General features: G+C 74.5%; 21 protein-coding genes. 9 read left to right on the top strand and 12 right to left on the bottom strand.

Annotated features, from left to right (window positions below; translation table 11 throughout):
* The first annotated feature begins 156 nt into the window (after positions 1-156).
* On the top strand, positions 157-2,160 hold the full coding sequence (locus FGE12_RS13835) for a nucleoside-diphosphate sugar epimerase/dehydratase (RefSeq protein ID WP_153866930.1): 2,004 nt from the start codon (positions 157-159) through the stop codon (positions 2,158-2,160).
* Here FGE12_RS13835 and FGE12_RS13830 read toward each other — a convergent pair.
* Positions 2,157-3,404 (bottom strand): FAD-dependent oxidoreductase, encoded by a 1,248-nt coding sequence (locus FGE12_RS13830; protein WP_153866929.1) that lies wholly within the window; start codon positions 3,402-3,404, stop codon positions 2,157-2,159. The two genes, FGE12_RS13835 and FGE12_RS13830, sit on opposite strands and share 4 nt — an antisense overlap.
* Before the next feature lie 287 nt (positions 3,405-3,691).
* Here FGE12_RS13830 and FGE12_RS13825 point away from each other — a divergent pair, with 287 nt between their 5' ends.
* The 4 genes from FGE12_RS13825 to FGE12_RS13810 are packed head-to-tail and all read left to right on the top strand — an operon-like array spanning position 3,692 to position 7,441.
* The gene (locus tag FGE12_RS13825) at positions 3,692-4,447 is read left to right on the top strand and encodes a class I SAM-dependent methyltransferase (RefSeq protein WP_153866928.1); all 756 of its coding nucleotides are present in this window, start codon (positions 3,692-3,694) and stop codon (positions 4,445-4,447) included.
* Between the two features lie 45 nt (positions 4,448-4,492).
* Positions 4,493-5,719 carry an ATP-grasp domain-containing protein gene (locus FGE12_RS13820; protein WP_153866927.1) on the top strand — a complete coding sequence of 409 codons (1,227 nt, stop codon included), beginning with the start codon at positions 4,493-4,495 and terminating at the stop codon, positions 5,717-5,719.
* A 53-nt stretch (positions 5,720-5,772) separates the two neighbouring features.
* Entirely contained in the window at positions 5,773-6,729 is a 957-nt protein-coding gene (locus FGE12_RS13815) for a GNAT family N-acetyltransferase (RefSeq protein WP_228530779.1), read from the top strand.
* A gap of 49 nt (positions 6,730-6,778) precedes the next feature.
* Positions 6,779-7,441 (top strand): acetyltransferase, encoded by a 663-nt coding sequence (locus FGE12_RS13810; RefSeq protein ID WP_153866926.1) that lies wholly within the window; start codon positions 6,779-6,781, stop codon positions 7,439-7,441.
* Here the strand turns inward: FGE12_RS13810 and FGE12_RS13805 are convergent.
* Positions 7,426-9,399, bottom strand: a complete 1,974-nt coding sequence (locus FGE12_RS13805; protein ID WP_194797862.1) for a right-handed parallel beta-helix repeat-containing protein — start codon at positions 9,397-9,399, stop codon at positions 7,426-7,428. The genes FGE12_RS13810 and FGE12_RS13805 overlap by 16 nt on opposite strands.
* 297 nt (positions 9,400-9,696) lie before the next feature.
* Between FGE12_RS13805 and FGE12_RS13800 the strand changes: the two genes are divergently transcribed.
* Positions 9,697-10,440 carry a sugar transferase gene (locus FGE12_RS13800; protein ID WP_153866924.1) on the top strand — a complete coding sequence of 248 codons (744 nt, stop codon included), beginning with the start codon at positions 9,697-9,699 and terminating at the stop codon, positions 10,438-10,440.
* Here the strand turns inward: FGE12_RS13800 and FGE12_RS13795 are convergent.
* The 4 genes from FGE12_RS13795 to FGE12_RS13780 all read right to left on the bottom strand — a co-directional run bounded on the left by FGE12_RS13795 (position 10,434) and on the right by FGE12_RS13780 (position 14,965).
* Positions 10,434-10,886 carry a nuclear transport factor 2 family protein gene (locus FGE12_RS13795; RefSeq protein WP_153866923.1) on the bottom strand — a complete coding sequence of 151 codons (453 nt, stop codon included), beginning with the start codon at positions 10,884-10,886 and terminating at the stop codon, positions 10,434-10,436. The genes FGE12_RS13800 and FGE12_RS13795 overlap by 7 nt on opposite strands.
* Before the next feature lie 64 nt (positions 10,887-10,950).
* Entirely contained in the window at positions 10,951-12,165 is a 1,215-nt protein-coding gene (locus tag FGE12_RS13790; RefSeq protein ID WP_153866922.1) for a glycosyltransferase, read from the bottom strand.
* Complete coding sequence (wzy, locus tag FGE12_RS13785) at positions 12,162-13,580, bottom strand: O-antigen polysaccharide polymerase Wzy (protein WP_153866921.1); 1,419 nt, start codon at positions 13,578-13,580, stop codon at positions 12,162-12,164. The genes FGE12_RS13790 and wzy overlap by 4 nt, the downstream gene beginning before the upstream one ends.
* Complete coding sequence (locus FGE12_RS13780) at positions 13,580-14,965, bottom strand: lipopolysaccharide biosynthesis protein (protein WP_194797861.1); 1,386 nt, start codon at positions 14,963-14,965, stop codon at positions 13,580-13,582. The genes wzy and FGE12_RS13780 overlap by 1 nt, the downstream gene beginning before the upstream one ends.
* 167 nt (positions 14,966-15,132) lie before the next feature.
* Here FGE12_RS13780 and FGE12_RS13775 point away from each other — a divergent pair, with 167 nt between their 5' ends.
* Positions 15,133-16,317 (top strand): DegT/DnrJ/EryC1/StrS aminotransferase family protein, encoded by a 1,185-nt coding sequence (locus FGE12_RS13775; protein ID WP_153866919.1) that lies wholly within the window; start codon positions 15,133-15,135, stop codon positions 16,315-16,317.
* Here the strand turns inward: FGE12_RS13775 and FGE12_RS13770 are convergent.
* From FGE12_RS13770 to FGE12_RS13760, 3 genes are read right to left on the bottom strand one after another with little or no spacing between them, the layout of a single operon-like run.
* Positions 16,205-17,413, bottom strand: a complete 1,209-nt coding sequence (locus tag FGE12_RS13770; protein WP_153866918.1) for a glycosyltransferase — start codon at positions 17,411-17,413, stop codon at positions 16,205-16,207. The genes FGE12_RS13775 and FGE12_RS13770 overlap by 113 nt on opposite strands.
* On the bottom strand, positions 17,410-19,677 hold the full coding sequence (locus FGE12_RS13765) for a polysaccharide biosynthesis tyrosine autokinase (protein WP_153866917.1): 2,268 nt from the start codon (positions 19,675-19,677) through the stop codon (positions 17,410-17,412). The genes FGE12_RS13770 and FGE12_RS13765 overlap by 4 nt, the downstream gene beginning before the upstream one ends.
* Positions 19,674-20,837, bottom strand: coding sequence for a polysaccharide export protein (locus tag FGE12_RS13760; protein WP_153866916.1), 1,164 nt, complete (start codon positions 20,835-20,837; stop codon positions 19,674-19,676). The genes FGE12_RS13765 and FGE12_RS13760 overlap by 4 nt, the downstream gene beginning before the upstream one ends.
* A gap of 251 nt (positions 20,838-21,088) precedes the next feature.
* Between FGE12_RS13760 and FGE12_RS13755 the strand changes: the two genes are divergently transcribed.
* Complete coding sequence (locus tag FGE12_RS13755) at positions 21,089-21,886, top strand: ceramidase (RefSeq protein ID WP_153866915.1); 798 nt, start codon at positions 21,089-21,091, stop codon at positions 21,884-21,886.
* Positions 21,887-22,782: 896 nt separating this feature from the next.
* Here the strand turns inward: FGE12_RS13755 and FGE12_RS13750 are convergent.
* Positions 22,783-23,235: a hypothetical protein gene (locus FGE12_RS13750; RefSeq protein ID WP_153866914.1), complete on the bottom strand. Its 453-nt coding sequence runs from the start codon at positions 23,233-23,235 to the stop codon at positions 22,783-22,785.
* A gap of 434 nt (positions 23,236-23,669) precedes the next feature.
* Here FGE12_RS13750 and FGE12_RS13745 point away from each other — a divergent pair, with 434 nt between their 5' ends.
* Positions 23,670-24,098, top strand: a complete 429-nt coding sequence (locus FGE12_RS13745) for a co-chaperone YbbN (protein WP_153866913.1) — start codon at positions 23,670-23,672, stop codon at positions 24,096-24,098.
* A 62-nt stretch (positions 24,099-24,160) separates the two neighbouring features.
* On the opposite strand, the gene FGE12_RS13740 is transcribed toward FGE12_RS13745, so the two are convergent.
* Both FGE12_RS13740 and FGE12_RS13735 read right to left on the bottom strand, forming a co-directional pair.
* A complete protein-coding gene (locus tag FGE12_RS13740) occupies positions 24,161-25,066 on the bottom strand; it encodes a sterol desaturase family protein (RefSeq protein WP_153866912.1) in 906 nt (301 codons plus the stop codon).
* Positions 25,063-25,782, bottom strand: a complete 720-nt coding sequence (locus tag FGE12_RS13735) for a TetR/AcrR family transcriptional regulator (protein WP_153866911.1) — start codon at positions 25,780-25,782, stop codon at positions 25,063-25,065. Before FGE12_RS13735 ends, FGE12_RS13740 begins: the two co-directional genes overlap by 4 nt.
* Positions 25,783-25,924: the final 142 nt, after the last annotated feature.

Below are 25,924 nucleotides of genomic sequence, written 5' to 3'. Positions count from 1 at the left end.
GCCCGGCCCCGCTCCTGCCCCAAGGTGCAGGTGCCTCCGCGTTCAACGCCTCTTTGGACAGGTTGGTATCCGCTGCCCAACGGCTCAGCTTCCCTGCACCGCACAGGGCGGGTGTCCCTTCGTCCCCTCCCCCGGGGGCAACGCGCGAGAGCACACATGGCCGACTCACTGCGGGCGCGGCAGGGCCGCGCCCTCCACCTGTCTCCCCACCTGCGCCCTCCGGTGGTGCTGCTGCTCGACCTGGCCCTCACGGCCGCCTCGCTGGTGAACGCGGCGGTGCTGCGCTTCGACGGGGCGGTGCCCGGACACTGGGTGCGGGTGCTGGGGCAGGGGCTGCCGCTGCTGCTCGCGGCGCGGGCCGCCGCGCTGGGGGGGCTCGGGCTGCACCGCTGGTCCTTCCACGGCGCGGGGCTCAACGAGGCCGGGAGGCTGGTGCTGGCGGGCGCGCTGGGCACGCTGCTCTTCGAGGCCGCGCGCGCGGCGCTCGGGCTGCCGCGCTGGCCCTCCTCGGTGCTCGCGCTGGAGCTCCTCTCCACCACGGGGCTGCTGGGCGCCTACCGCTTCGCCCCGCGCATGATGTGGCTGTGGCAGCTGGACCAGCAGCGCGCGCGCGACACGGGCAAGCACCGCACCCTCATCGTGGGGGCGGGCAACGCGGGCGAGCTGCTGCTGCACGACCTGCAGCACAACGCGGGCTGCTGCTTCCACGTCGTCGGGCTGGTGGACGACGACCGGGCGAAGCACGGCACCTGCCTGCACGGCAAGCCGGTGCTCGGGCCGCTCTCGCGCCTGCCGGAGCTGATCGCGCGCCACGGCGTGGGCCAGGTGCTCATCGCCATCCCGAAGCTGCCCCCCGAGCGGCTGCGCGAGCTGCTGGGGCTGTGCCGCCGCCAGAGCGTGAGCTTCAAGATCATGCCCGCCTCGCTCGCCGAGGAGGGCCAGCGCCTCAGCGCCTCGATGCTGCACGATCTCAGCCCCGAGCACCTGCTGCCGCGCGACGCGGTGGCCTTCGACGCCCGGGAGCTGCAGCGGCTCGTCGCCGGCCGGCGCATCCTCATCACGGGGGCGGCGGGCTCCATCGGCAGCGAGCTCGCGCGCCAGGTGGCCAGCCTCGCGCCCGCGTCCCTGGTGCTGCTGGACATGAACGAGAACGAGCTCTACCTGCTCGCGCGCCGGCTGGAGGAGCGCCACCCGCAGCTCGCCATCAGCGCCATCGTGGCGGACATCCGCGACCGCGGGCGGCTGCTGCGGCTGGGGCGCGAGCACGCCCCGCACTACGTGTTCCACGCGGCGGCGCACAAGCACGTGCCGCTGATGGAGCGCGCGCCCGAGGAGGCGGTGAAGAACAACGTCTTCGGCACCCTCAACGTCGCGCGCATGGCGCACGCCTGCGGGGTGGAGCGCTTCGTGCTCATCTCCACGGACAAGGCGGTGCACCCCAGCTCCGTCATGGGCGCCTCGAAGCGGCTCGCCGAGATGGTGGTGCGGGCCGTGGCGAGCCGCTCGGGCACCGCCTTCACCGCGGTGCGCTTCGGCAACGTGCTCGGCTCGGCGGGCAGCGTGGTGCCGCTCTTCAAGGAGCAGATCCAGCGCGGCGGCCCCATCACCATCACCCACCCCGACTGCACCCGCTACTTCATGACCATCCCCGAGGCGGTGGGCCTGTTGATGCTCGCCGGGCTGGGGGGCTACGGAGAGCTGTGCGTGCTGGACATGGGCGTGCCCGTGCGCATCGCCGAGCTCGCCGAGAACATGGTCACCATGGCGGGCCTGGTCCCCGGCAAGGACATCCCCATCGTCTTCACCGGGCTGCGCCCCGGCGAGAAGCTCACCGAGTGCCTGCTCACCGAGGAGGAGGAGAGCAGCCACCTGGTGCGCGACCGCATCTGCGTGGCGCACAGCCCGCCGCCCCCGGAGGACTTCCTGCTCCAGCTCGGGCCGCTGCACCTCGCCGCGCAGGCGGGGGACGCGAGCGCCGTGAGGCGGGAGCTCGGCCAGCTCGTGCCCAGCTACACGCCCGCGGGGCTGCTGCCCGCGGCCACCGCGGCCACCGGCACGGCCCCTGCGCCCGCGGAGCCGCGCGCGCTCGAGCGGCCGGCGCCTGCCGCGGCCGCCGGCTGGTGGGACGCTCCGCCGCAGGGCGAGGCCGCGACGCCCTAGGCGCTCGGGGCGGGGGCTGCGCCCGGGGCGCGTGCCGGCTCCCGGGCGCGCGCGGCGCCCTGGGCGCGTGCGCCCTCGAGCCCCGCGCTCACCCGCCGGGCCGCGAGCCGGGCGCCGTACACGAAGCGCTGCATGGGCCCGTACTCGAGCGCCGCCGGCAGCCCCACGAAGTAGAGGCCGGGCACGCTGGACTCGAAGTGGCGCGAGAGCTGCGGGAAGCCGCGCTCGGTCCGCAGCTCGGCGCGCAGGGGCGCGGCGAGGAAGCCGAGCTTCGCCAGGTCCATGCGGAAGCCGGTGGCCGCCATCACGTGGTCCACCTCCACCTCCTCGCCGCACTGCGTGTGCACCCGCACCCGCTCGCCCGCGAGCGTGAGCCCGCTCGGCGCCATGGCGCAGCGCACCGGCACCCGGTCCACCACGCGCTCCTTCAGCCACCACGCGCCGGCGGGGCCCAGCTTCGTGCGGACGATCTCGGCGCGCCGGTCCACGGGCAGGTAGCGGAAGACGCCCGGCACCCGCAGGTACACGGTGAGCTTCCAGCCCGCGCCCAGCCCCGTGTGGGGCGCGCACAGGCGCGCCCACAGCGAGCGCCCCTGGGAGGACTCGTTCCAGTGCACCGCGCTCTTGCGCACGAGCACCTGGGGCCGGGCGCCCGCCTCCGCCAGGAGCGCCGCCGTCTCCAGCGCCGCCTGCCCGCCGCCCACCAGCGCCACGTCCTTGCCGGCGAAGCGGCTCAGGTCGTGGTGCGCGCTGCTGTGCGAGACGTAGCGCGCGGGCAGCCCGGCGAGCTCCGGCGGCACGTGGGCGAAGGAGCCCACCCCCACCGCCAGCACCACCCGGTCCGCCGTCAGCTCGGCTCCGTCCGAGAGCCGCAGCCGGAAGCGCCCCCGCTCGCGCTCGAGCGCGACCACGTCCAGCGGCTCCACGTGCGGCGCCCGCTGCTGCTGGAACCAGCGCCCGTAGTCCACGAAGGTGTCGAGCCGCACGGGCGCGCCGAGGTCCTGGTACTCGCGTCCCTCCGCGCGGCAGAAGTCGCGCAGGGTGTGGCCGCCGTCCGGCGTGCTCAGGTTCGAGGCGAAGCCCTCGCTCTTGAGCAGCATGCCCTTCGGCATCCGCTCGCTCCACATGGACATGGGCCGCCCGAAGATGCGGTGCGCGGTGTGCTGCGCGCTCAGGTGGGCAGAGAGGGACAGGCCGTAGGGGCCTGCGCCCACCACGGCGACCGGGGTGTGATCAGGGGCCATCTGGAGCTGCTCCGGGTGAAGGGCTGGTGGCCTCAGGCTGTGCGCCCCGGAGAGAAGCCGGAAGCTGTACCGCAATCACAGGCACGCCGGGGCGGGGTCGCCGGGGGACGGAGGGAGCAGCACGCCTCTCGGCCCGCGGGCGGGGGTGGGAATTTCGCCCGTCGCGCAGCAAGGCGCGCGCGCCGCGCGCCGCCCGCGTCTTCGACCGGAGGACCGGATGAACGTGCGGTGGCACGCCGCTACCTTCGCTTCCGTCGAGTCCGGTTCCGCCGGGCAAGGAGCCTGCCGTGCCTGACACCCAGCGCGTCTCTCCCGCAGCGCCCCTGAAGGCCCCTCCCGCCGCGCCGGGCCTCTACCGCAAGGGGCGCCGGGTGGTGGGCTACACGCTGCGCAGCCTCGTGGCCGCCACCCGGCTGGACTTCGACCGGGCGCACGGGGTGGACACCCACGACGACGTGCGGCTGCGCGAGCTGCTCACCGAGCCCATCCACGACGCGCACGGGCGCTCGCGCTACTGGCCCATCGCGGTGAAGCACTTCCACTTCGCCATGGGCCTCGTCCCGCGCCCGCTCGAGCGCTGGAGCTTCCTGGACGTGGGCTCCGGCAAGGGCCGCGCGGTGCTGCTCGCCATGGGCTACCCGTTCCGCGAGGTGGCCGGCGTGGAGCTGAGCCCGGCGCTGCACGCGACGGCGCAGCGCAACCTGCAGCGCTACGTGGGCCCGCGCCGCTGCGGCCGCGTGCAGCTGCAGCTCGGCGACGCGACGCGCGCCGTCCTGCCCGCGGGCGACCTGGTGGCCTTCCTCTACAACCCCTTCGTCGGCGAGGACCTGCGTGGCTTCCTGGACCACCTCGAGGAGAGCCTCCGCCAGGCGCCGCGGCAGCTGCTGCTCGTCTACAGCAACCCCATGGGCCGGGCAGCGCTCGAGGGGCGCCCCGGCTTCCGCCTCCTCTTCGAGGGCAACTCGCCCATGGACCCGCTGCGGCCCGGCGTGCGCCGGCTCGCCGTCTACGGGGCAGGGCTCGCGGCGCCGGCGCAGGGCTGAGGCCGCGGCGCGCGCGCCCCGCGCGGGCGCCGCAAGGAGCAGTGCATGAGGGCCCGGGCCAACTTCGTGGTACTCGGCGAGGCCAGCTCGCTCGTGCTCCAGGTGCTGCTCGCCCTGCACGCCGCGCGCGACGCGCACTGCATCGCGCTCTGCCGCCCCGGCGCGCGCGTGCTGCGCTACAGCGCGCTGTGCGCGGGCTACGCCGAGCTGGACTTCTCGGGCCCGGACGACGCCGGCTTCGCGCACCTGCTCAACGGGCTCGCCGCCACGCTGCCGGGGCTGGTGCTCGTCCCGGCGGACTGCGGCGCGGCGCGGCTGCTCGGCCGCCTGCGCCCGCAGCTGCACGCGCCCTCCATCCCCGCGCCGGACGCGGCGATGCTCGCCCGGCTGGAGGACAAGTGGAGCTTCTTCCAGTTCTGCGCCGCGCGCGGGCTGCAGGTGCCGGCCACGCAGCGCTTCCCCACGAAGGCCGCCCTCCCCTTCGCCGAGACGGCGCGCGCGCTGGGGCTGCCCTTCGTGGTGAAGCCGGTGAACTCCTGCAGCGCGAAGGGCGTGCAGCTCGTCACGAGCGAGGAGGACTACCGGCGCAAGATCCTCGACGAGCCGCGCTACCAGCACGCGCCGCTCGTGGCCCAGCGCTACGTGCGCGGCCAGGACGTGGGGGTGAACCTGCTCGCGCGCGGGGGGCAGGTGCGGGCGCTCTCCATCCAGCGCCGTCTCTACCAGCAGCGCAAGGGGGACGGCTCGGAGATCCAGTTCTTCGAGCACCCGGCGCTGGAGGCCGCCGCGCTCGCGCTCGCCGCGCACAGCCGCTACGACGGCGTGATGAACCTGGATGCGCGCATCGAGGAGGAGACGGGCGAGGTCTTCCTCCTCGAGTGCAACCCGCGCTTCTGGCGCAGCCTGCTCGCCTCGGCCTGGTGCGGGCTGAACTTCGTCGCCGAGTGCCTCCGGCCTCCCGGCGAGGGGCCTCCGCGCCGCCTGGTGAGCGGGATCGCGGACATCTACTACCACCCGCTCTTCCGCCCCGCCCTGCTGCGCTACGCCGCGCTCGACCGGAGCGAGCGCGGCCGCCTCGTGCGCCGCATGCTCGTGGACCCGTGCACCTTCGCGGACTCCGCCCGCGCGCGGCTGCGCTGCCTGCGCGGGCGCGACCCGCTCGCGCTGGCCTCCGCGCCCGTGGCCTTGCCCCCGCCCGCCTCGAGCCCACCCCCTCCTCGCGGCGCGCTGGGCCTCGTGCCCCGCGAGCCCGCTGCGAGCAACTGCCGATGACGGCGCGCGGGCGGTGCAGCGCGGTGCTGGTCCCGGACGGCGGAAGGCTGTGCATGTCCGAGGACTACTTCCGCTGCGAGCAGCACCTCGCCGCCGAGGGGGTGACGCACAGCCTGGTGCTCGAGCGCGGCGGCGAGGCCCTGTGGCTGCCGCTCGTGGTGCGCCGCATCGAGGGCACGCCCTTCCTGGACGCGGTCTCGCCCTACGGGCTTCCCGGCGCGCGCATCGGCGGCCTGAGCCGGGTGCCCCCCGCCTGCGTGGACTGGGAGGACACGGGGCTGGTGAGCATCTTCGTGCGCGAGCGGCTCGGCGAGCCGCACTGCTTCGAGGGGGGCACCGCGCGCAACCCCGTGTGCCTGCTGGACCCGGCGCAGCCCCTGCACCTGCGCGAGTCGCACGCGCGCCACATCCGGCGCAACCTGCGGCTGGGCTTCGACACCACCTGCAAGCCGGTGTGCGAGAGCTCGCCCGAAGAGCAGGAGGGATTCAAGGCGGTGTACCGCGAGACCATGGTCCGGGACCGCGCGCGCGAGCGCTACTTCTTCTCGGACGCGTGGTTCGCGCACGCCTTCCGCGCACCGGCCGCGTGGCTGCTCCTCACGCGCACGCCCGAGGGGCACATCGCCTCCGCGGCGCTCGCGGTCCGCAGCGACGGCTTCCTGCACTACTACGTGGGCGGCACGGCCAGCGCCGCGCTCGCGCTCTCGCCGGCGAAGAACACGCTGAATGCCATGGGCCAGCTCGCCGCGAGGTTGGGGCTCACGCTGCACCTGGGCGGAGGCCTGCACCCGGGCGACGCGCTCGAGCACTTCAAGCGCGGCTTCGCCAACGCGACGGCGTGCTTCTACACCCACGAGCTCGTCTGCAACCCGGCCGTCTACGCGCGGCTGAGCGGACAGCGGGCCGCGGGGGAACAGTTTCCTGCGTATCGCGCCGAGCAGGCGGCACCCTCTGGACTCACCCCCGGCGCAGCCTCCCCTGCACCGGCGTGCCCCCCTCTCGCCCCATGAGCACTCTTCCCGTCACCCGCAGCGCACGCGCCGCCCGAGGTCGCCGTCCATGAGCCCGCCCCAGCTCGTCATCTATGGCGCGGGTGGGCACGGCCACGTGGTGGCGGATGCCGCGCGCGCGGAGTGGACCATCCTGGGCTTCCTGGACGACGACGCCGCGCACTGCAGCGCGGACACGTCCGACGGACCGCAGGTGTTCCCCACGCACCACGTGCGCGCCGAGCCGGGGCGCTGGCGCGAGCACCACTTCGCCCTGGGCGTGGGCGACAACGGTCTGCGCGAGGAGTGCTACCGGCTGCTCAAGGCGCTCGGCCTGCGGCTCGTCACCATCGTGCACCCCTCCGCCATCGTCTCGCCCTCCGCGCAGCTGGGCGAGGGCTGCGTGGTGCTGCCGCGCGCGGTGGTGAACGCGGGCGCGCAGGTGGGCGAGGGGGTGATCATCAACTCCGGTGCGATCATCGAGCACGACTGCCGCGTGGAGCGCTTCGCGCACATCTCGCCCGGCGTGGTGCTGGGCGGCGGCGCCTCGGTGGGTGAGCGGGCGCACGTGGGGCTCAGCGCGTGCGTCCTGCCCAAGGTGCACGTGGGCGCGGACGCGCGGGTGGGCGCGGGCGCGGTGGTGGTCACGCCCGTGCTCGAGCGGCTCACCGTGGTGGGCGTGCCGGCGCGCCCGCTCGTGCGCCACGCCCCGCAGCCTCAGCGGATCTCGTAGGCCCCCACGTCGACGCGGCCGCCGGCGATGCGCGGTCTGCCCGCCTTGTCCAGGGTGCCCACGTCGTTCGTCGTGGTGGCGGGATCGCCCACGTTGATCCCCGGCGAGCCGGAGGCCAGGCTCAGGTCGCCGCCCGCGGCGTTGACGAACTGCACGTCCCCGGTGAGCCTGTGCGCGTCCGGCCCCGGCGCGCCCGCGTAGAAGTTGTAGTCCATGGGGCCCAGCGGCCAGTTGAGGCTGTTCACCACGGCGCTGGAGGCCCCCGCGACGATGTTGTTCCTCCACACGGTGCTCGCGCTGGTGTGCGGCCGGATGACGAAGCCGTTGGTCGTGGCGGAGAAGGTGTTGTTGAGCACCTTCACGTTGAAGACCTGCGAGCCGTCGGTGTTGCTGTACCAGGTGCCCACCAGCACGCCCGCGTAGCAGCGCAGCGCGACGTTGTTGCGGATGACCACGTTGGTGCTGTTGGGGTAGCCCGGCTCCGGGCACACCTCGTAGGCCCACTCCGAGTCGCGCACGGTGTTGCCCTCGATGACCACGCCGCTCGCGCCGTTCACGTAGATGGACGCCGCCTGGCTGCCGTACCAGACGCTGCCGTCGCGCTTGCGGCTGATCCACTCGAGCAGGTTGCCGCGGAGGGTGATGTTCGCGGCGGTGCCCGTCGAGGCCGTGCTGCCCACGTTGATGCCGATGGCGTCCGTGTCGTGGAGCCAGTTGTTCTCGATGAGCACGCCGCTCGCCGCGAGCGTGAGCGTCTCGCCGTAGTTGGAGACGATCTCACCGAGCTCGTTGCCCGCCACCACGATGTCGGTGGCCGGGGATTGGATCCAGAAGTCCAGCAGCGCGTTGGTGCCGTCCCACGCGCCCGGGTTCTTGATGCGCAGGAAGCGGTTGTTGCGCAGCTCCACGCGCTGCGAGGCGCCGTGCACCCAGACGCCGCGCTGCATCGCGCCCAGCGTGTTGTAGTTCTGGAAGGTGAGGCCCTGGATGCGGATGTCCGTGCGCCCGTTGATGTCCAGGTAGGGCACGCCGTCCTTCACCGTGCCGAGCGAGGCGTAGTCGAGGATGACCTTCTCGCCACCGCACGCGACGCCGCTGTACCCGCCGCAGCCGGGCCCACCCGAGAAGCCCGCGGGCTGGAAGGTGATGGGCTTGCCCGAGCTCCCGCTGACCCCCACGCTGAGGCGCTCCGGGTAGGTGCCCCCGCGGATGTTCACCGTGGAGCCCGCCGTCGCCGAGCGCATCGCCTTCTGGATGGTGCGCCACGGCTGGTCGGAGGTGCCGGGGTTCGCGTCGTTGCCCGTGGTGGCCACGTAGAACTGGGGGCCCGTGGGTGTCGGCGTCGGCGTCGGAGTGGGCGTCGGCGTGGGAGTCGGAGTCGGCGTGGGAGTCGGAGTCGGCGTGGGAGTCGGAGTCGGCGTGGGAGTCGGCGTTGGCGTCGGCGTCGGCGTCGGAGTTGGAGTCGGCGTGGGTGTCGGTGTCGGTGTCGGGCTCGTCGTGCCGTTGGCGACGCTGAAGGTGGCGGTGGCCGCCCCCGTCTGCCCCGCGGTCGAGGTGACGAACACGGTGACCGAGTGCGCGCCGTCCACGAGGGTGCGGGTGTCGAAGAGGCCGGCCGCCGTCGCCGAGGACTGCACCGCGAGGTCGTAGGGCGGCGCGGTCCGGGTCGTCATCGGCGCCCGCTGCCGGTTCGGGTCGTCGAGGAAGAACTCCACCTTTTGCAGTCGCGAGGCCGAGCCCGGGACGAAGAAGAGAGCGACGCTGCCCTTGAGCACGGCGCCCTGCAGCGCGCGGGCCCCCGAGTGGTCGGCATTGCTGCTGACCTGCAGCATCGACGCGGAGGGCTTCTCGCTCAGGTCCTCCTGGCTCGCATCGGGGCCGCTCTCCGCCGATGGCTCCGTCGCCTGCTCGCCGCCCTCATTGCCGCAGGAGACGCTGAAGAGGCTACCGGCCCACAAAGATACGAGCAGAGCGGCGCCGCGCAGGCGGCGAGGGCGGGGGCTGGGCATCACAGAACTCCTACGCCCCCCTCCCGCTGGGGAGACTGCGGTCGCGCGGGGACGGTGGACCCCTGCCCCCCGCAGTTCAAGCTGTCTTCAGGGCGCAGGCCCCGTGGTCGCCTGCCATGCGGCGGCGCACGCTCCGCTCCTGAGCAGCCCGCCGCGCCCCCCTGCGCCGGACGCACGAGTTGTCGCGCGCGAAGTGCGGAGCCAGCGTTGCCTCGTTCGGCCCCCCTCCCCTGCCCCGGAGCGACCATGACCTCCCAGACCCTCGAGCGCCCGCTGCAGCGAGCGCAGCCGCGCGCACTCCTCCCGGCCCCGCAGCGTGCCGGCCGCGCGGCGCAGGGCCGCCCGCCCACGGCCTCCCGGCGCTCCGACCGCGTGAAGCGCGCCCTGGACGTGGTGCTCAGCGCCGCAGGGCTCGTCGTCGGCGCGCCGCTGCTGCTGCCGGCGATGCTCGCGGTGCGCGCCACCATGGGCCCGCCGGCGCTGTTCCGGCAGCTGCGCCCGGGACTGGGCGGCCGGCCCTTCGAGCTGGTGAAGCTGCGCACCATGCGCCCCCCGCGTCCCGGGGAGGACGGCGTGGACTCGGGCTCGGACGCGGCGCGCCTCACCCGGCTCGGCGCGCTGCTGCGCCGCGCGAGCATCGACGAGCTGCCCACCCTGCTCAACGTGCTGCGCGGGGACATGAGCCTGGTGGGCCCGCGCCCCCTGCTGATGCACTACCTGCCGCGCTACAGCCCCGAGCAGGCGCGCCGCCACGAGGTGAAGCCGGGCATCACCGGGCTCGCGCAGGTGCTGGGGCGCAACGCGCTCTCCTGGGAGGAGAAGCTCGCGCTCGACGTGCGCTACGTGGAGGAGCGCAGCCTGTGGCTCGACCTGAAGATCCTCGCCCTCACCGTGCGCACCGTGCTGCGCCGCGACGGCGTGAGCCACGAGGGCCACGTCACCATGCCCGAGTTCCTGGGCACCGCGGCGGGCGCCGCGCGCCTTCACTGAGCCTGGGCGGCCGCCGCCGGGGCGCTGCGCTCCGGCGCGCACCCCACCCCCAGCTGGCGGCACAGCGCCTCGCCGTCGAGCCACACCGTCTCGCGCCGCAGCCGGCCGTCCTGGAACTCGAAGACCTGCACCACCCGCAGGCTCGCCTCCCGCGCGTCTCCCGCCAGCCCGAAGCTCGCGCCGTGCACGCAGCCGCACAGCTGGCGATCCATCACCAGCGCGTTGGGCAGGTAGTGGCAGTGGACCGCCGGCTCCTGCGCGGGCTGGAAGTGCGCGCACAGCTCCTGGCAGAAGCGCTGCGCCGCGTCGCGGCCCCCGTCCGCGGGCCAGCCGACCACCTCGCGCGAGAAGTCCGGGGTGCACAACGCGAGCGCCTCACCCGGAGCCCCCTCCGCGCGCGCCTGCAGGTAGCGCTGCACCCATGCGTACATGTCGTCGAAGTCCATGGCGTCTCCTCGGTGCGGCGTGTCGGCCGTGCATCGCTTCGGTGCAGCCCTTCAGTGCAGCCCTTCAAGAAGTTGAGGCCCGCTGCAGGCGGGAGCCATTGGCTCGGGGGGAGAGCGCGCTGGCGGCGACGAGCGCGAGGAACTCGTCGCGCAGCGCCGAGAGGGCCTCGTCCCGGTAGGTGCGCGCCACCTCCAGGTTGCGGGCGCTGCTGCGCGCGAGCCACGCGGGGTCGCTCCCGCACGCGGCGAAGCGCGCCGCCAGGGCCTCCGCGTCCCCGGGCGGGACGAGGTCCTCCTCGGCGAGCAGCTCCGGGATGCCGCCGACGCGCGAGCCCAGGCAGGGCAGTGCGCGCGCCATGGCCTCGAGCAGCGCGCGCGGCAGGCCCTCCGTGCGCGACGGGAGGACGAAGACGTCCGCCGCGTCGAGGCACGCGCGCACGCGCTCGCCCCCGGAGAGCTGCCCCGCGAAGGTGACGTGCGCCTGCAGGGAGGCGCGCGCCGCGCGCGCCTCCAGCTCGCCCCGGTGCCGCCCGTCCCCCACGATGGTCAGCCGCAGGTCCATGCCGCCGCGCACGCACGCGGCCACGGCGTCGATGAGCACGTCGGTGCCCTTGTAGAGCTGCTCGAGCGAGCCCACGGTGACGAGCCGCAGCGGCGAGGGCGCCCGGGCGTAGGTCCGCGGCTGCGGCACGAAGGCGGCCGGGGGCAGCTCCACGTCCGAGACCCCCAGGCTGGGCCCGCCGCAGGGGTAGCGCTGCTGGAGCACGGTGCGCGTGACGTAGGCGCCGGCGGCCGCGTGGCGGCAGCGCCTGCGCAGGCTGCGCGGGGAGGTCCGGCGCAGCAGGGGGGAGAGGGGGTGGCGGACCGCGCCGGGCGCGAAGACCTCGTAGGGGTCGCCCACCACCTCCACCGCGTAGGCTGCGCCGCGCCGCCGCAGCGCCCGCGCGGCGATGCCGCCGAGGGTGGACGGGACGCGCAAGATGACCGCCTCCGCGTCCTCCACCGCCGCGCGCACCGCGCGCTTCACCTGGCGCGAGCGCCGCAGGTACTGCAGCGGCCCGACGTACGCAGGCACCGCATACACCTCCACGCCCTCCCCGTCCGCGCGCTTCGCATCCGCCGCCACCTGCGCGACCTCGTGCACGCGCGCCACCACCCGCACGCGCTCGAAGCCGCGCAGGTAGCGGCGCCAGAAGGCGTACGCGAAGGCCGTCCCCGTCCACACCGCCCCGTCCGGCGTGCGCTGGAAGCGGTGCTCGAGCGTGACCGTGAGCTTCATCGGTGCAGCTCCGGGTGAGGCTCCCGGTGGACCTCCGGGTACGGCCCCTCGCGCGGCACCACCGCGAGCCTCGCCGGCCGCGGCCGCAGCCACGCCAGCGCCCCGACGAGGAGGCAGGCCCACACGGCCGGCCGGACGAAGTTCGTCATGTCGTTGCGCGCCGTCCACAGGAGCGGCGCGAGGACGAGGGCCGAGCGGGCGAGCCAGAAGGTGCCCTGCCGCGACTTCTGCTCCAGCACCGTGAGCGCGTAGCCCGCCGCGAGGAACCACACCGCGAGGCCCGCCGTGCCGAAGTTGAGGTAGGGCTCGGCGATGCCCGAGTAGCCGATGCCGCCGCCCCGCTCGAAGAGCCAGGGGTTCTCGCGCCGGGAGATCCACTGGGCGGGGGGCTGGTCCTGCAGCTCCAGCTGCTTCGGGCTCCAGTCGAAGGACAGGTTGGGCACCACCAGCGCCGCGGCCATGACGTACGAGCGCCCCTTCCACTCGGGCACGTCGTCCGCCTCGAGTGCCTCCACCGTGGCCACCAGTGGCTGCAAGGAGCCCCCCGCCTCGGTGAAGAAGTCCGTCGCCCGCGCCCGCTGCGCCGCCTCGCCCATCGAGGCCTTCGCCTCCGTGCGCGCGATGCGCACCGCCGGCACGGCCACCATGACCACCGCGGCACCCATCAGGGCAATCCTGCGCGCGGCGCGCGGCGAGCGCTGCCGCCAGACACACAGCAGCGCGAAGGCATAGACGAGGAAGGGGCCGCGGAAGCCGAAGACGAAGAAGGGCGTCATCCCCAGCACGAAGCCGAGCGAGAGCACCTTGAGCTGGCGCAGCGTGGCGCCTGCCGCCCCCAGCAGCGTGCCCATCAGCAGGAACATCAGCCCGACCCCGAAGCCGCGGGGGTCCTCCGCGGCGCGCAGCGCGTAGGACTCGCCGTAGCCGGCCGTGGCGAGCCCCAGCTGCCAGAAGCTCCGCAACGCGAGCGCGAAGCCCCCCCCCGCCAGGAGCGCGCCCGCCCAGAACATGCGCCCGTCCGGCTCGAGCGCCGCGGGAGCCTCGCCGGGAAGCGCCGGGGAGCGCAGCGCCGCCGCCGCGCAGCCCGCCGCGAGGAAGGCGAAGGCCGCGCCGCACAGCAGCAGCGCGGGCCCGAGCCACTCCGAGGACAGCCACTCCGAGAACTCCCCGGGCGGCTGCCCCAGCCACACCGGCACCACGTAGCCCAGGTGGAAGAGCCCGAGGATGACGAGGTAGCCGCCCGGCGCGCAGAGCAGCGTGCGGCCCCCGGCCCAGAACACCACCGGGAGCGCGAGCCCCCACACCCCGAGCACCAGCGGCACCTGCACTCCCTCGGGCACCAGCCCCGGGTTGGCTGCCGCCAGCAGGAGCAGCAGCCCGGCGACCAGTGCGGCGAGAGGGATGAGCAGTCGCATCAGGCGAGGCCCCGGGGCGGCGTGCGGCGTCGTGGTGGGAACCCGCCCGCGCCCGGGCCCCCTTCCTCCGTTGTCCCGCGGGACGAGCGGGCGAGCCCCGCGAGCGCGCGCCGGTACAGGAGCGCGAAGCCCCCGAGCTGCACGAGGAAGCCGCACAGCGTGGCCAGCGCGGCGCCGTCCGCCCCCCGGCCGGGCACCCACGCCGCGCTGGCCAGGGTGGTGACCGCGAGCACCGCGAGGCACAGCGGCACCTGGGCGCGCAGCACGCGCGCCGCCGTGACGATGCTGCCCAGAGCGCCCGCCAGGAAGCTCACGGCGGCGCCCACCATCACCAGCACGAAGGTGTGCTGCCGCGCGGCGTAGGTCGGGGTGTAGAGCAGCGTGAGCAGCTCGCGCCCGAACAGCGCCGCGGCCGCCACCCCGCCCACCCCCATCGCCAGCGCCACCGCCATCAGCCACCCGCACAGGGGCACGAACAGGTCGCGCCGGCCCTGCGCGTAGGCGCGCGCGAGCCGCGGCGTAGCCGCCTGCCCCGCGGCGCTCACCGCGAGCATCCCCGCGGTGAGGACGTACGCGAGCGCGGAGTAGACGCCCAGCTCCGTGGCGCCCCAGCGGTGCTCGATGAAGTAGCGCGGCACGTTGGCGATGAGGCTCACCAGCAGCATCACCACGCCCAGCGGCAGGGCGAGCACCGCGAGCTGGCGCAGCACGCCCCAGCGCAGCCGCGGCCGCAGTGCCCCCGCGCCCTCCAGCACGCGCGCCGCCATGGGCAGGTCGTAGAGCAGCAGCACCAGCGCGTTGAGGCCCGCCATGGCAGCGCCTGCCGCCGCCGCCCCCCCGCCCCCGCGCAGCACCGCCGCGGCCCCGAGCAACCCCAGCAGCGCCTTGAGCAGCGCGGAGGTGGAGACGCGGTCGAGCCGCTCGTGCTGCTGCTGCGCGCCGGCGAGCACGTCCGCCACCGCGTCCAGCGCCTTGCCCAGGGCCACGGCCGCGATGAGCGCGAAGACGGCGCCCCGGTAGCCCAGCAGCCCCGCCACCACGAGGCTGCCCGCGAGCCCCAGCAGCGTGGTGAACAGCCGCAGCGAGAGGTAGTCCGCGAAGCGGAAGGCCCCCGTCGCGTCCGAGGCGATGAGCGCGCGCAGCTGCAGGTTGAGCAGCATCACCGCGGGCGCGGTGAGCGCGAGCGCGAGCGCGTAGTGCCCCACCTCCTCGGGGCGGGTGAGCTTGGCCAGCAGGACGATGAAGAGCCACTGCCCGCCCGCCGAGGCCGCGCTGCCCCCCAGCGCCCACAGGGCCCCGGCGCGCAGCGAGAGCGTCCCGGCGCGCGCGGGCTGCGGCCGCCAGAGGGGCGTCGCGGCGGGGCGGGGCAGGGGGTCGTGCGCCATGGCGGGCAGAAGATGGGGGGAGCTACCGCCCGCCCCCATCCGCCGCAGGTCCCACGCGCCCGCGCACGTCCGCCCGGCAAGGGAGAGCAGTCGGGCCCGGTCCCCTGCCGGCCCTCCCCAAAGGACAGCTGTGGGCGGGCCCCCGCGCGGCCCACCCTCTGCGGCAGATGCCCCCGCGCCTGCACCTCTCCCCGCCCCACCTGGGTCCGCACGAGCGCGGGCTGGTGAGCGATGCGCTGGAGAGCAACTGGGTGGCGCCGCTCGGCCCGCACGTGGAGGCCTTCCAGGAGGAGTTTGCGCAGGCCGTGGGCGCACCGCACGCGCTCGCCCTGAGCTCGGGCACCGCCGCGCTGCACCTCGCCCTGGAGGGGGTGGGGGTGGGCCCGGGGGACGAGGTGGTGGTGAGCACGCTCACCTTCGCCGCGAGCGTGAACCCCATCCGCTACCTGGGCGCGCGCCCCTTCTTCGTCGACAGCGAGCCGGGCTCCTGGAACATGGACCCCGCCCTGCTCGCGGAGCTGCTGCAGGAGCGCGCGCGCGCCGGGAGGCTGCCGCGCGCGGTGGTGCTCGTGCACCTGTACGGGCAGTGCGCGGACCTGGACCCCATCGCCGAGGCCTGCGAGCGCCACGGGGTGGCGCTCGTGGAGGACGCGGCCGAGGCGCTGGGCAGCAGCTACCGCGGGCGCCCGGCGGGCACGCGCGGCCGGGTGGGCGTCTTCTCCTTCAACGGCAACAAGATCATCACCACCTCGGGGGGCGGCATGCTCGTCTCCGCGGACGGGGCCCTGGTGCGCCGCGCGCTGAAGCTCAGCACCCAGGCGCGCGAGCCCGCCGCGCACTACGAGCACACCGAGGTGGGCTACAACTACCGGCTGAGCAACGTGCTCGCGGCGATCGGCCGCGGCCAGCTGCGCGTTCTCGAGGAGCGGGTGGAGGCGCGGCGGCGCAACTTCGCCCGCTACGCCGAGGCGCTCGGGGACCTGCCCGGGCTCGCCTTCATGCCCGAGGCCCCCTGGGGCCGGCACACCCGCTGGCTCACCACCCTCACCCTGGACCCGGCGCGCGCCGGCGCGGACCGCGAGGCGGTGCGCCTCGCGCTCGAGCGCGAGAACATCGAGGCGCGGCCCGTCTGGAAGCCCATGCACCTGCAGCCGGTGTTCTCGGGCTGCGGGGTCAAGGGCGGCGCCGTCTCGGAGGCGCTGTTCCGCGACGGGCTCTGCCTCCCCTCCGGCTCCAGCCTCACGCCGGAAGAGGTGGCGCGGGTCGCAGGGCTCGTGCGGGCCGCGGTGCCGGGGCGCGCGGGGCGAGCCCGTACGCCTGCTCGAGCCCTGCCCGGCTCGCCTCCAGCGTGAACGGGCTCTGCCGCAGCCGCGCGAGCGCGTCCGCCGGCCGCGGGCGCTGCGCGAGCGCGAGCGCCTCGGCGGCCCAGTCCGCCGCCGGCCTCGCGAGCGGCAGGAAGCGCACGAGGCCCGGCACCACCGCGACCTCCGGCGTCACCGCGTCCGACACCAGCAGGGGCAGCCCTGCGGCCTGCGCCTCCAGCCCCACCAGCGGCAGCCCCTCGCGCTCCGAGGGGAGCAGGAGCACGTCCATCGCGCCGCGCATCAGCGCCGGGACGTCCGGGCGCGCGCGCAGGAAGAGCGTGCGCGGCCCGAGCCCGCTCGCCTCCACCTGCCGCTGCACCTCGGCCTGCAGCGGCCCCTCCCCCACCAGCAGCAGGCGCACCCGCGGGTGGAGGCGCGCCAGCTCGCGCGCCACCTCCACCACGAAGGCGTGGTTCTTGAGCGGGATGAAGCGGCCCACGTGCCCCAGCACCAGCTCGTCCGGAGCGAGGCCCAGCGAGGCGCGCAGGGCGCGCGCGTCGCAGGCCCCCTCGAAGGCGCCCAGCCCGATGCCGCAGTAGAGCGTGCGCCAGCGGGGGTCCCTCCCCCAGCCCGCGCCGAAGAGGTCCCTGCCCGCCGGGGCCGAGCAGGCGAGTCCCCCCGTGGCCTCGCGGCGCACCAGCGCGCGCATCAGCGACCGGTAGGCGCGGCGCAGCGGCGAGGCCCCCTCCTCGACGGCGCTCGCATCCGTGTGGCTGTGCGCGAGCCGCACCGGCACGCCGGCCGCCCGCGCCACGAGCAGCGTCACCCCGCTGAAGAGGTGCACGTGGCTGTGCACCACGTCGTAGCGCTCGCGCCGCAGCAGCCGCCACAGCCGCAGCACGTAGCGCGGCAGCCCCGCGCGCGTGAGCGGAGAGGAGAGCACGCGGCAGCCCAGGCGCTGCAGCTCGGCGTCGTAGGCGCCCGGCCGCCCCGCGTGCACGAGGAAGTCCATGCGCACGCGCGCGGGGTCCAGGCCGCGCGCCATGTGCATCAGCCAGGTCTCCGCCCCCGCGCGGTCCATCACGTTGAGCACGTGCAGCACGCGCAGCGGGCCTGGCCGCGGGTCCTGCATCTGGCAGCTCACCCCGGCCCCCCTGCCGGGTGGGGCGCGGGCGGGTAGGCGTACTGGTACACCCCGCTCATCGCCTGGCGCAGCGTGGAGCGCGGCACCGCGTTGAAGACGATGCCCTGCACGAGCACGCCCGCGTGCTCGAGCCGGTTGAGCGTGAGGGCGATCTCGCGCATCGGGTGGCGCCCGGCGCGCAGCACCACCAGGTTCACCCCGGCGTGCCGCCCCACGATGACCCCGTCGGACACCGCGAGCACGGGCGGCGTGTCGATGACCACCAGGTCGTACTCGTCCCCGAAGCGCTGCACGAGCGCGGCGAAGCGGTCGCTCATCAGCAGCTCGGAGGGGTTGGGCGGCAGAATGCCGGTGGGCAGGAAGTGCAGGCCGTGCTCCGGCGCGAGCCGCACCGCGCTGGCGAGCTCCACCGTGCCGCTGATGACCTCGCTCAGCCCCCGGGTGCGCTCCGTGCCGAAGTAGCGGTGCAGCCAGCCGGCGCGCAGGTCCCCGTCCACCAGCAGGATGCGCTTGCCCAGGTCGGCGAGCACCGCCGCGAGGTTGACCGAGACGAAGCTCTTGCCCACCCCGGGGCTGGGCCCGGTGATGGCCAGCACGTTGTTCGGCGCGTCCGCCAGCGCGAACTGCAGGCTGGTGCGCAGGGAGCGCAGGCTCTCCACCGCCAGGTCGCGCGGGCGGGTGCGCGCGAGCAGCGGCACCGGCGCGAGCGCGGCGGTGAGGCCCGTGCCCTGGCGCGTGTGGTGGGACTGGGCGCCGCTCATCGGCACGGTGGCGTAGACGGGCACGCCCAGCTCGGACTCGATCGCCGCCGGGTCCGAGACCCCGTCGTTGAGCAGGCGGCGCACCACGGCCGCGCCCAGGCCGCAGGCGAGGCCGAGCAGCAGGCTGAGCAGCATCACCGACCCGCGCCGCGGCTCCACCGGCCGGCGCGACACGGAGGCCGGGTCCAGGATGCGCACGTTGCCCACGGTGCTCGACTTGAGGACCCGGTACTCCTCCGCCTTGTTGCTGAGCATGAGGTAGACCTCGTTGGCCACCTTCACGTCGCGCGTGAGCTGCGCGGTCTGCATCTCCGCGGCCGGCAGGCGCCGCAGCTCGGTGTTGACCTCGTCGCGCTCGGCCTCCAGCTGCGCCAGCTTGCGCCCGGCGGCGATGACCTGGGGGTGGTTCACCGTGAAGCGCTGGCGCAGCTCGGAGCGCTCGAGCGAGGCCTGCGAGAGGCTGCGCTCCAGCTCCACGCTCTTGTCCAGCACCGCCTTCGCCTCCATCCCGAGGTCCACGCTGCCCTGCTGGGTGCGGTGCGCGTTGAGGCTGCGCTCGGCGTTGCCCAGCTCGCGGCGCACCAGCGGCAGCTGCGACTCGAGGAAGGAGAGCGTCTTGGCCGCCTCCTCCGAGTGCCGCTCCACGTTCTGCTCCACGTAGCGCGCGGAGAGCACGTCGAGCGTGCGCGAGAGCTGCGCGGGGTCGCTGCCCTGCAGGGACATGCTCACGATGCCGGTCTTCGTGCCCTGCTCGCTCAGCCGCAGCGCGGCCTGCAGGTCCTCCACCACGGAGAGCAGCGGGCGCTTCACCACCCGGAAGCGGGTGCCGGGCCGCGCGGTGAGCTCCGCCACCTGCACCCGCAGCCGGTTCGGCGCCACCGCCTCCGCGCCCACGCGCCCCGCGACCAGCAGGTCCCCGTCCGGGCCCAGCAGCTGGTACACCCCGCCCTCGCGCGCGACGAGCGTGAGGGGCTCGTCCAGCAGCGCCTCGGGCACCTCCAGCTTCGCCACCCGGAGCCGCTCGCCGCCCCACGCGAAGTGGCCGAGCGCGCCCACGGGCGGCGCCGCGGGCGTGCCCTGCGGGACGCGGCGCGCGAGCGCGGCGCCCACGAGGGGGAAGTAGCGGGGCCGCACCTGCACGTCCAGGTGCTGCTCGCTCACCACCTTGGAGAGCAGCGAGCGCGAGCTGATGATCTTCAGCTCCGTGTCCACCTGCGGGTTGCGCTCCTCGAGCAGCTCCTCGAGCCCGCGCAGGCCCTGGTTGTCCGGCTCCACCTGGAGCATCACGTTGGCGCGGTAGATGGGCGTCGCCACGAGCGCGTAGAGGGTGCCGAGCGCCGCGGCGAGCAGGGTGATCGCCAGGATGGACCAGCGGTAGTCGAGCACCAGGTTGAGGCAGCGCTGCAGGTCGCGCTGGATGCCCGGCACCTCCCGCTCGGCGCGCACCGGGGCCTTGAGCGCGCTGAGCGGCAGCGGCGCGCGGGGAGAGCTGAGGTTTCTCATGGCGGGCTCTGCGGCGGGGTGGTGGTGCCCAGCGGGACGGTGTTGTTGAAGCGGATGTCGTCCACGCGGTTGACCAGGTCCACGGACTGGTAGAGCAGCTGCACCGTGGGCTGGATCTGGCTGATGATGCGGTTCCAGCGCGTGAGGTTGTGGGGCGAGACGAACACCACGTCGCGGGGCTTGAGCTCGAAGTGCGTGGCGAGCAGCAGCGCGTCCGGCGAGCCCGCGTCCAGCTTGAAGACGGTGGGCCTCTCCCAGCTGCCGCGGATGACGTAGACCTTCGCCGGGTTGGAGGTCACCGGGTCGAAGCCCTCGCTGTCGCCGATCGCCTCGGCCAGCGTCATGCGCCCCTTCACCATCACCCGGCTGCGCGGGGCCCTCACCTCGCCGAGCACGAACACCTTGTTGCGGCTGCGGTCCGGCACGTGCAGCACGTCCCCGTCCTGCAGCAGCCAGTTCTGGCTGATGTCGCCGTCCTCGTAGAGCGACTGCATGTCCAGCAGGAACACCTGCCCGCCGCGCGTGAGCGTCACGTTGCGCAGGTCCGCCTCCTGGGTGGTCCCCTTCGCCTGGCTCAGCGCGTCCTGCACCCGCAGGGGAACGTCGGTGATGGGGATGGTGGCCGGCGCCACCACCTCCCCCGTGACCTGCACCTTCTGGCCGCGGAAGCCCGCCACCCGCACGTCCAGCTGCGGTCGCTCGATGACGTAGGTGAGGCGCTGGGTGAGCAGGCGCCGCACCTCCTGCAGCGTCTTGCCCGCCACCTCCACCTCGCCCACGTGGGGGAAGAACATGGTCCCGTCACTCGCCACCGCGTAGCCGGTGGCCTCGGGCGAGCGGAACTCGCCGGCGGGGATGGTGAGCTCCGGGTGGTCCCACACCGTGACGCTGAGCACGTCGTGCGGCATCACCCGGTAGTCGTAGTCCACGGCGCGCTGGGCGAGCGGGTCGCGCTTGGGCTTCACGCGCTCCTTCTGCATCTGCTCGAACTGGCGGGCGAGCAGCTTCGCGTCGATGGGCACGACCTGGATCTGCTCCTCCTTGGGCTGGTCCTTGACCGCGTGCTTCTCGCGGTATCCCTCCTCGTCCATGTACATGCCGGGCCCCCACGCGCATGCACTCAGACAGAGCGAGCCAGCCAGGAGCAGGATGCCTCTCATCCAGAAACCTCACGCGTGCAGAGGGCGTCGCGTGTGATGTGGCACCGCGCGGCCGGAGCGCGTATGTGCCTGAAGTCTTAGGAACGGCCTCTGGCGTGGCGCCGCGGCAGCGCTCCCCTGGCCGTACGCCCCCCAGCCGCGGTGCCGGCGCCTGTGCATTTGAAGCCCAGTTGCAAGACGTCCCCGGGCACGAGGCATCGCCGCGCTCCCGCAGCGCGGGTGCAGCGCGCGCCCGCCTGCTACGGGGAGCCATGGTCTACCCCTTCGCCCTCACCGGAGACCTCCCGGGCCACTGGGGCGCCGTCACCTCCAGCGTGGACTGGTGCGAGCGCAACTACGCGCTCAGCCCCCTCGTGGCCGAGCTGTTCAACACGCTCTCCAGCCTCGCGATGGTGGCCGTGGGGGTGGTGGGGCTCGCGCTGCACCGCCGCGTGCTCGAGCGCCGCTTCCTCGCCGCCTTCGCGCTGCTCGCGCTGGTGGGGCTGGGAAGTGCCGCCTTCCACGCGAGCCTGCGCTTCGAGCTGCAGATGCTGGACGAGCTGCCGATGCTCTACCTCGTCATCCTGATGGTCTACGTCCTGGTGGAGCGCGGGCCGCGGCGGCGCTTCGGCGCAGGGTTCCCCGCGCTGCTCATCGCGTACGCGGTGCTCGTCACCTTCCTGAACGCGCGCACCCGCGGCCCGCTGCAGTTCTGGGTGTTCCAGCTGAGCTTCGGCTCGCTCGAGCTCTACTGCCTCGCGAGCGTGTGGGCGCTGCAGCGCCGCGCGAGCGCTCCCGCCGTGCGCAGGCTCTTCCGGCTCGGAATGGGCGCCTACGCGCTCGCCATCCTGCTCTGGTTCACGGACGTGCGCGCCTGCACGTTCCTGAGCGTCACCCTGCCCGCGCACGGGCTCTTCAACCCCCAGCTGCACGCCGTCTGGCACGTGCTGGTGTCCTGCGGGTTCTACGCCCTGCTGCTGGTCATCGCGCACGAGCGCCTCGTCGCCCTCGGGCGCGCGCCCCGGCTCGAGCGCGTGGGCGGCCTCCTGCCGCGCCTGCGCGCAGGCTGAGGCGGGGTCCGGCCCCGTTCCCTGTGGGAGCGCGCGGGCCCCCTCGTCCCGCGCCTGCGCGTCCGCCGAGGGGCTGCGCTCGGGGCCGGTCTCCTGCGCCTCCTCCGAGGAGTCTCCCGTCCACGGCGGCTGCTCGGCGCCAGGCTTCGAGGCGAGCGCGAGCCACAGCGTGTCGAACGCGAGCTCCGGCGTACGCGACCTGTCGTGGGGCCGGCGGTACTGGTCCTTCGTCAGCTGGACGAGCAGCCCCCAGATCAGCGCGCGCGCCACACCCACGGGCCCTGGCCGCAATACCCCCGCGTCCATGCCCGCCTGGAGAAACGCCTCGAGCCGCTCCTCACCGCGAAAGCTGTCGTCGATGGAGCCCTCGCTCCCGCCGGGGTGACGCCACTGCAGCTGCGCGTACGCGAAGAGCGTGTCCGCCTCGAGCGCGGTGTAGAGCAGCGCGTACCAAATCCGGCGGAGGCGCTCCCGGTAGGTGCGGGCGTCGCCCAGCAGCGCCTCCCGGTCGACCTTGTCCGCCAGGACGTCGTCCATGACCGACACGACCCGCCGCGCCACGCCCAGCTTCGAGCCTTCGGTCCGGTAGAGGCCGCCGACCGACTCGCGCATGCCCTCGGCGAGCCGCAGGGCCGATGTGCCCGCGAGTCCCTCTCGCGCCAGGAGCGCCGCTGCCCCGATTGCCCGCTGATCGTGAAAGCGCCCGAGATCCATCGTGCCCCCCTCCCCTCTCCGACCCAGACCCGCCGTGGACGAAACGTTTCGTCCACGGGCAGCTGCAGCCTGACAGGGGGGCCTGACAGAGCGCGGTGCCACGAAGGCGCGCGACCGCGCGGCGCGACGAATCGCAACTGAAGGCCGGGCGGCGTCGGAGCTTCGCTGGCGAGGCCTCTGTCTCAGCGTACCGGGCCGGCCCGCAGGTCGAAGTGCGTCTCGCTTCCCACGACCTCCAGGTGAACGGCCCCGGCCACCACCCGGAAGGACCAGGGCGGCTCGACGAACCGCTCCCAGAGCTTTCGCCCGGCCAGGTCCCAGGCGCCGAGGCTCAGCTCCGCGGCCATGAGGACGACCTCGCCGTGGCGGCTCCACGCCCAGAACCCCATCGGGACGTGCTCCTCCCAGAGCTTGGCGGCGGGCTCCAGCGCGTAGGCGGCTGCCCAGGTGCCGGCGCCGACGAAGAGCACGCCCGTCTCCTCGACGAACGTCAGCCCTGGCCGAAAGCCCGAGTCGGGGCCGGGGCTGTAGTCCTGACGCACCTCGAGCAGGGGCCGGCCGTCCTCCGCGCGGCGCACCGCGAAGTGCAGGCAGGCGGGGTCGGGCTCATCCGTGCCCCCGACGTCGCGGAGCACGGCAGGTCGGTCGGCCCGAGCGACCGCTCCGCCCAGGGGAGGCAGCTCGAAGACGTACCTGTCGACTGCGAACGTGAACACGCGACCCTCGTAGCGCTGCGCCGCTCGGGAAGGCGAGGCGCCGAGCGGCGGGGGCCGGCAGCCGATCACATCCACGGGCATCGCTTCAACCACCTCGCGCCGGGGCCCCAGGCGCTCCCACCGCGTCAGCCCCACGAAGCCACCGCGCGGCCTCCTGCCCGCGGGGCCATCACCCGGGCAGGTCCGGCGGGTCCATGCGCTGCGGCGCGGTGACCTCGACGGGACGGCTCGCGTGCACCCCAGCCGAGCATCGCCGTCCGGGTGCGCGGGGGAGCGCCGCTTGCCGAGGCCTCTCCCATGGCTACGGTGAGCGGGAAGGGGGCGGCATCTCCCTGCCCCCGGGGAGCGAGCGCATGTTCCGCTGTGCAGCGTGTGGGGCCTTCAACCGCGTGGGCGTGGCGCCGCCGGGAGCGAGCGCCCCGGTGTGCGGGCGGTGCAAGCGGGCGCTGGACGTCTCGGGCGCGCCGCAGGAGGTGGACGGCGAGGGGCTCGCCCGCGCGGTGGCCGGCGCGCCGGTGCCCGTGCTGGTGGACTTCTGGGCGCCCTGGTGCGCGCCGTGCCGCGCTGCCGCGCCCGTCTTCCAGCAGCTGGGGCAGGCCCACGCGGGCCGGCTGGTGGTGCTCAAGCTGAACACGGACGCGGCGCCCCAGGCCTCCGCAGCCCACGGCATCCGCGGCATCCCCACCTTCATCCTCTTCCGCGGCGGCCAGGAGGTCGCGCGCCAGAGCGGCGTCATGCCGCTGCCGCAGATGCAGGCGTGGCTGAAGCAAGTCGGCGGCTGAGGGCCGCGGGCCGGAGCGCGCGCGCCGCAGTCTCCAGCGCTGGGGCGCACGCGCCGCAGCCGCTAGCTGGCGTGCACCTGCGGCGGCGGGGGCGGCAGCTGCGCCGGCGCGGGCTGCCAGGCGGGGTTGCGCAGCGCGCGCCCCACGCGCTCGCTCCAGGTGCGCGCGTGGGCCACGTCCCGCGCGATGGCCGCGTACTCGTGGAAGGCGATGCGCAGCGGGTTGTAGGTGTGGATGTTCTTGGTCAGCCCGTACACGGGCGGGTCCGTCTCCAGCTCCTCCTGGAAGCTGCCGAAGAGCCGGTCCCAGACGATGAGGACGCCGCCGTAGTTCCGGTCGAGGTAGCGCGCGTTGCTGCCGTGGTGCACGCGGTGGTGGCTCGGGGTGTTGAGCACCCACTCGAGCGCGCCCAGCTTGCCCACGGTCTCGGTGTGGATGAAGAACTGGTAGATGAGGCTCACCGACTGCGCCGTCACGATGAGCACCGGGTGGAAGCCCAGCAGCGCGAGCGGCGCCCAGAACACCCAGCTCGTCCAGGTCATCCACGGCTGGCGCACCGCGGTGGACAGGTTGTAGCGCTCGCTCGAGTGGTGGATGACGTGCGAGGCCCAGAAGAAGCGGCACTCGTGGTGCACGCGGTGGAACGCGTAGTAGGCGAGGTCGTCCGCGAAGAAGAGCGCCACCCAGGCGGCCCACCCGAAGCCCATGCGCAGGGGCGTCATCCGGTAGAGCGCGAGGTAGAGGGCGAAGGCCACCCCCTTCCACACCAGGTTGATGGCCACGTTGCCCAGGCCCATGGTGATGCTCGCGGCGCTGTCCTTGAGCGCGTAGCCCACGAGCGCGCGCGCCTCGTCGCGCTGCTCCTTGCGCTGGTGCGCGATGAGCGCGATCTCCCCGATGAGCGAGAGCACGAACACGGGGATGGCCAGGAGGATGAGGTCCGGGATGTGGGGGGCGGTCTCGTTCATGGCGCTTCCTCCTTCTTGCGGCTCGGGCTGCTGTTGCTGCCGTTGCTGTTGCGGCCGCGGCGGGCGGCCGCCGCGGGCTCGAAGGCGCTGCGCAAGAGCGCGGCGAGCACGTCCAGCACCTGGCGGTGTGCGGGCGAGGTGGGCTGGCTCATGCGCTCCACCGCGAGCCCCTGCACCGAGTAGAGCGTGAGCTCGACGAGGGACTCGAAGCCCGGGTTCTGGGTGGCGGCCTCGGGGAACAGCTCGCGCGCGGCCTCGCGGAGGCGGGCGCGGTGCGGCGGGTTCACCTGCGCGAGCACGTCCGCGAGCTCGGGGTCGGTGCGCGCCGCGACGAAGAGCTCCACGGCCACCTGCAGCTCGGGGCGCTGGTAGATCTCCCACAGCAGCTCCACCGCGCTCGCCGCGCGGTCGCCCTCGGTGGGCAGGCGCTGCAGCACCGTGCGGTACTCGGCGATGAGGCGCGGAAAGAGGCTCTCCACCGCCGCGCCCAGCAGCGCCCCCTTGCCCGGGAAGTGCTTGAACAGCGCCCCCTGCGAGCAGCCGGCGCGCGCGGCGACCCCGATGGTGGTCGTGCGCGCGTAGCCCACCTCCACGAGGCAGGCGAGCGTGGCCTCCAGCAGCTTTGCCCGCGTGCCCTCGCGCCGCTCGGCCTGGGTGCGGCGGCGCGGCTCGGGCGCGGGGGGCGGCGGGGCGGCGCGGGGGGCGGTGCGGCTCATGCCCGGGAGTGGAGCACAGAACTTAAGAAGTGACTAGTCACTATCTTGTCGACCTGTAGGCAGGGAGGCCTGCGGGCGGGCCCCGGGAACGTCGCCTGAGGCACGGTTGGCCCGCAGGCCGTGCTGCCGCTGCGCCGCTTCG

It is taken from the genome of Aggregicoccus sp. 17bor-14, assembly GCF_009659535.1.
Classification (GTDB): domain Bacteria; phylum Myxococcota; class Myxococcia; order Myxococcales; family Myxococcaceae; genus Aggregicoccus.
This window is presented reverse-complemented; position numbering and strand designations above follow the sequence as displayed.

What these genes read in the sequence shown, in the direction of transcription:
- FGE12_RS13835 (WP_153866930.1), top strand. Translation starts at nt 157, where the DNA reads ATGGCCGACTCACTGCGGGCGCGGCAGGGCCGCGCCCTCCACCTGTCT.
- FGE12_RS13830 (WP_153866929.1), bottom strand. Translation starts at nt 3,404, where the DNA reads ATGGCCCCTGATCACACCCCGGTCGCCGTGGTGGGCGCAGGCCCCTAC.
- FGE12_RS13820 (WP_153866927.1), top strand. Translation starts at nt 4,493, where the DNA reads ATGAGGGCCCGGGCCAACTTCGTGGTACTCGGCGAGGCCAGCTCGCTC.
- FGE12_RS13815 (WP_228530779.1), top strand. Translation starts at nt 5,773, where the DNA reads ATGTCCGAGGACTACTTCCGCTGCGAGCAGCACCTCGCCGCCGAGGGG.
- FGE12_RS13810 (WP_153866926.1), top strand. Translation starts at nt 6,779, where the DNA reads ATGAGCCCGCCCCAGCTCGTCATCTATGGCGCGGGTGGGCACGGCCAC.
- FGE12_RS13800 (WP_153866924.1), top strand. Translation starts at nt 9,697, where the DNA reads ATGACCTCCCAGACCCTCGAGCGCCCGCTGCAGCGAGCGCAGCCGCGC.
- FGE12_RS13795 (WP_153866923.1), bottom strand. Translation starts at nt 10,886, where the DNA reads ATGGACTTCGACGACATGTACGCATGGGTGCAGCGCTACCTGCAGGCG.
- FGE12_RS13790 (WP_153866922.1), bottom strand. Translation starts at nt 12,165, where the DNA reads ATGAAGCTCACGGTCACGCTCGAGCACCGCTTCCAGCGCACGCCGGAC.
- wzy (WP_153866921.1), bottom strand. Translation starts at nt 13,580, where the DNA reads ATGCGACTGCTCATCCCTCTCGCCGCACTGGTCGCCGGGCTGCTGCTC.
- FGE12_RS13780 (WP_194797861.1), bottom strand. Translation starts at nt 14,965, where the DNA reads ATGGCGCACGACCCCCTGCCCCGCCCCGCCGCGACGCCCCTCTGGCGG.
- FGE12_RS13775 (WP_153866919.1), top strand. Translation starts at nt 15,133, where the DNA reads ATGCCCCCGCGCCTGCACCTCTCCCCGCCCCACCTGGGTCCGCACGAG.
- FGE12_RS13765 (WP_153866917.1), bottom strand. Translation starts at nt 19,677, where the DNA reads ATGAGAAACCTCAGCTCTCCCCGCGCGCCGCTGCCGCTCAGCGCGCTC.
- FGE12_RS13760 (WP_153866916.1), bottom strand. Translation starts at nt 20,837, where the DNA reads ATGAGAGGCATCCTGCTCCTGGCTGGCTCGCTCTGTCTGAGTGCATGC.
- FGE12_RS13755 (WP_153866915.1), top strand. Translation starts at nt 21,089, where the DNA reads ATGGTCTACCCCTTCGCCCTCACCGGAGACCTCCCGGGCCACTGGGGC.
- FGE12_RS13745 (WP_153866913.1), top strand. Translation starts at nt 23,670, where the DNA reads ATGTTCCGCTGTGCAGCGTGTGGGGCCTTCAACCGCGTGGGCGTGGCG.
- FGE12_RS13740 (WP_153866912.1), bottom strand. Translation starts at nt 25,066, where the DNA reads ATGAACGAGACCGCCCCCCACATCCCGGACCTCATCCTCCTGGCCATC.
- FGE12_RS13735 (WP_153866911.1), bottom strand. Translation starts at nt 25,782, where the DNA reads ATGAGCCGCACCGCCCCCCGCGCCGCCCCGCCGCCCCCCGCGCCCGAG.